This is a genomic window from Burkholderia sp. JPY481 (assembly GCF_038900515.1).
Lineage (GTDB): Bacteria > Pseudomonadota > Gammaproteobacteria > Burkholderiales > Burkholderiaceae > Paraburkholderia > Paraburkholderia youngii.
The window spans coordinates 1-4,562 of sequence record NZ_JAYMRT010000070.1; the positions used below are offsets into that span (position 1 = coordinate 1).

Genomic DNA, 4,562 nt, shown 5'->3' on the forward strand with positions numbered 1-4,562 from the left:
TTCAGGTAGCCACGCGCCACCCCCGCCCCGCCAATGTAGAGCTCCCCAGCCGCCCCGAACGGCACCGGCTCGCCATGACCGTCCAGCACGTACACCCGCGTGTTCGCAATCGGACGGCCGATCGGGATAGAGGCGGATCCATCGATAACTTTGGATATTTCAAATGTGACGCTTCCAACTGTCGCTTCTGTAGGACCGAAGTGGTTGATCAGACGCACATTCGGGAAACGCTTTCGCCAAAACTGAATATCCGCAGGTACTAACGGTTCCCCACCAACCATCAGTACCTTCGTCGGAGCCGGACCTTCGTAACACTCCAGTTGCCGGTTTAACAGGCTCAGGTGCGAAGGCGTCAGCTTGATCAAATCGTAGACCCGACCATCGTTAGCAGGAGAAAGTAAATCAGTTTCAACAGGAGGTTTTAGAAGATACAGCGCTGCACCTGCCAACAGGGGCCCGAATAAAGTTGTAACGATGCCGTCAAAGCTCAACGAATGTAATATCGGCGAACCATTCAACGCTTCTTCGTAATAACTGCGATGTGACCATTGCAAATAATTCAACAGGTTTCTGTGCTCGACCATGACGCCCTTGGGCGTGCCGGTGGAGCCCGACGTGTAGATCACATAGGCCAGATGGTGCGGACCCAGGCCCAGCGCGCGCACATTCGGATCCGATGACGGCTGCCCGGCCCACGCCGGCGACTGCGCCTCCAGCTCCACCAGCCCCACCCCAGCGAGCGCCTCCCCGCCCAGCGCCGCACGCCCCGCCGCATCGGCCAGCACCAGCCGCGGCGCCGCCTCCCCCAGAATCTGCCGCAGCCGCGCGCCCGGATACGCCGCATCCAGCGGCACATACGCGCCCCCCGCCTTCAGGATCGCCAGCAGCCCCACCACCATCGCCGGGCTGCGCTCCACGCAGATCCCCACCGGCTGATCCGGCCTGACTCCGAGTGCGATCAGATGATGGGCCAGCCGGTTGGCCCGCGCGTTGAGCTCCCCATAGCTCAGTCTCTCCTTTTCATGCACCAGCGCCACCGCCTCCGGCGCCCGTCGCACCTGCGCCTCGAACAGCTCATGGATGCACCGCTCCGACGGATACGCCGCCTCCGTGCGGTTCAGCTCCTCCAGCAGATACCGGCGCTCCGCCGCCGGCAGGATGTCGATGCGGCCCACCGGCTGCCGAGGCTCAGCCATCACAGCACCCAACAATTTTTCCAAATGCTGTGTAATACGTTCGACATTCTCCGGTGCCAAGCGGCTTCTGTCGAAGTGCCATCGAAAGCTACCGTCCAAAGAGCACACTTCAAGCGTCAGCACGTTGCCCGAGCGAAGTATTCCAGAATTCGGCGCTGATCCCAGCTCATGCGAAGAAGCACCTTCCCTTATCGTGATACCAATCGGCCACGGGCACCGCGATCGAAGTGCCTCTATGTTCTTTAACGCCGGGTAGCGTGCAACGAGATCCCCAGCAAAACTTTTGTGTGCTCGAAGCAGAGCGAATTCGGTCTCAACTGTCCTACGCACCTCTGCAAAAGCATCATCGAGATCAACTACAATTTTCATCGGCACGACTGCGGCAATATGCAACCCTGTTGCTTCCGATGCAACTCCCGATACATTGAGCGTAGGACTCCATCCCAACTGAAGCTCAGATTCACCTGAGATGCGGGAAAGATAGATTAGCCAGCCGACCACTATGTGTACCATGCGCTCGATCGGTGCGAATTCAGCCAAAACGCTAAAAGCATTCTCCGAACTGGACTGCCATTTCGTCATGGCCAAAGCCGACGACAAAAAAAAGGGAAGCTGCAACGATCTGAACCCGGCAAGCCGCTGGCGCCAAAATGACTCTTGCACGGCTAACATTTCGAGCTCGGAAGTAATGCTCGACGCCTGTTCTACACCGAATATGTGAAGACGGTCTCCGATATCCAGACCGTGATGCTTCGCGAGCGCCGACGCGTCAATAGATTGACCGTCCGGACCAGAAAACCAAACATCGACATCTTGCGTAGCTGTCGCGACACGCCAATTCCAACGGTGGATCCCCAGCAAGGAACCCGGAAGCTCATCCGAGCATCGATCCAGAACCTTTACGCGTTTGACTGCCACAAGATCATCGACCAAGATAACCTTTGGCATTCCCAACGGATTTGGATAATTTGCTCCGAAATCCAAGGCCCGCACCATTGCAGACAAATCTTCCGCAGATCGATCCCAACGTAAACAGCCCCCGACATCGGGCCTTCGATATCTCGGAAAGTAGCTCCTGTCCAGCATCCTTTGCGGACGTATATCGAGGGCCCCATCGGTCAATCCAATTAGCAACTCACGGAACCCCTCGATAGCAGCTTCATAACATCTAATGTTTAGGGTGAATGCAGTGTCGGTCGGCGTTATTAAAACCTGACGCCGAACGACCACATCACCAGTATCGACGCCTTGATCCATACAATGCCACGTAATTGCATATTCGCTTTCACCAGCAAGCAAGGCCCAAGAAGTGGCATGAGTTCCCGCATATTGAGGGAGGGGTCCATCGTGATAATTGAAAGCGCCTTGACGTGCCTGCCTAAGCATACCCACTGGCAATATGAACGGATTGGCGACAGAAAATATATATTCAACGGGCTCAATATCTATAAATGTCGAGAGCTCGTCGACGCTGCTACAACATAGGATATTGGCACCGGTGGCCCACTCGGAAAACCGGGAGTCCGCACAAAGTACCGCGCGGATCACGTGCCCCCTTTCTTGGGCTAGCTGAGCACACCTAATGGCTAGCGTACCGCTACCGACAATAACGCTAGACACCTTTGATAAGGCTAACCGCTTATTCGCCCCATGATCCGGGCGCGCCAAGGAAATACGATTTAACATCTTAATCTCCCAGCCAAGACCGAAGTCATTTGGCCAAGCGTGCCGCCGTTACGACGACACCGCCACGGAAAGCATCGAACGCAATGCTGCCGCTGAATGCGGGTTCGTGAACACGCGCCCGCCATTTGACACAGCCGGCGCGTTGACGAGCTCCCTGCGACTCACGAACAAAGATCCGGTGCTGCTGATGTCGCGATTTCTCCCGTACACGTCAGAATGGCAAGCGTTCCCATCCGCATCACGTCGACGCCTACTGCGAGCAGAAGCTGAGCGCACCGCTTCATCACGATTCCCGCCCGCAGATGTATCTCTGCCCCCTTTGCTCCAGCCCAAACTACCGCTCATGCATTTGCGTTTGCGCCGATCGGCGACGTAGCCAAGACAACGCAACTACTTTTTGCAAACCCGAATAAAGTACCCGACCTTCTGGAATTCGCCTGCCAACGCACGAATGCGCCCCTATCAGTGAAAAACCTTGTGCACGCAAAGCAAATCAGACACTGCAGCCGGTACGGAATGGGTACTATCATGCCACCGTTCGTGCACCGCATTGATATCAAATGTTTTTTCGATGTCCTAGCGATTTTCTAATATCCCCCAGTTTCTGAGGCTTTGAGCGGCACCGAATTTGGCGGAAGCTCCAGAGCGTGGGGAGTTATTCATCCGGTAGTGCCCGACCCAGAAGCATGAATCGAACGACTTCTGCGGGCGGATCAGAGGAGGAGTGCGAATACGAGGCGGCGCTGGCTGAGGTCGGCCGATTATCTAGTGCACCGAGCCCAAGATGCATGGTCGCGGGTTTGAAGTCGCGCGATCGTTGCCACCTGGCGAGGGTGCGCCAGTTCTGCAGGGAGGCGCCATCTGCAGTCGTTGTGGTCGCTTTTCCGACTCCGTTACGCTACGCGGAAGACAGGAAGCCTAATATGTCTGCGATCAAGCACAAGACGCTCTTGGAGAACCTTGCTGCCAGTCAATTGACGGAGCGCCGATCGGGTGAAACAGTTTACGCGTTGATCGTCGCGTCGATGACTCCCGCTGCCGATGAGTTGGCAGGGCAGATGCGCAGGGAAATCGAAGCGCGTCACGCTGAAGCCGATCGGTTACGCCTGCGCGCTATAGAACGCGCGCAGGTCGACGCAGATCTTGCGCAACGGCGCTTCATGCTGGTCCATCCAAGTAACTGACCGGTCACCGACACACTCGCGCAAGAATGGAACGACAAGCTGTCGCAGATTGCAGTCTGAAAGAGTTTCTCAAGCAATCGAACGCTGAGATGAGGTGGCCAGCTAGCTAAGATCGGCCAGCCGTGCATACGGTCACGCAGTAACGGGCTGCATCACGTCTGTAGCCGGCGCTGTCCCTGATTGGACAGCAGCGGCAGAAATGGGCGTTGCCAGATGAACTATGGATTGCCCAAGCTATGAGACCGGCCAAGACGCGTTCTGGATCTGTCATGCCTTGCAAGGTCGCGGGATCGAATGCTGTCTTGTCGATCCCACAAGCATCTCTGTGGAACGCCAGAAGTAGCGCGACAAGACGCACCGAATGGAAGTAATGAAGCGCCCCGGGTTTTCCGGAGACCGTTTTGCTTGCGTCATGCCACAGTGACAGACTCAGCGAGATTTGCATAGTAAGCGGCTTCTGCCTCGGCAGGTGGAATGTTGCCGATGGGGCCGAAGA

Annotated in this window: 2 protein-coding genes; one reads left to right on the forward strand and one right to left on the reverse strand. The window is 56.5% G+C overall.

The genetic code is table 11. The annotated features are described in order from the left end of the window. The coding region (locus VSR82_RS39430; RefSeq protein ID WP_498858864.1) for an amino acid adenylation domain-containing protein at positions 1 to 2,882 on the reverse strand (2,882 nt) is incomplete at its 3' end. 923 nt (positions 2,883 to 3,805) lie between these two features. On the opposite strand from VSR82_RS39430, the gene VSR82_RS39435 reads away from it, so the two are divergent. Further along, positions 3,806 to 4,066: a hypothetical protein gene (locus VSR82_RS39435; protein WP_429464294.1), complete on the forward strand. Its 261-nt coding sequence runs from the start codon at positions 3,806 to 3,808 to the stop codon at positions 4,064 to 4,066. The last annotated feature ends 496 nt before the right edge of the window (positions 4,067 to 4,562 follow it).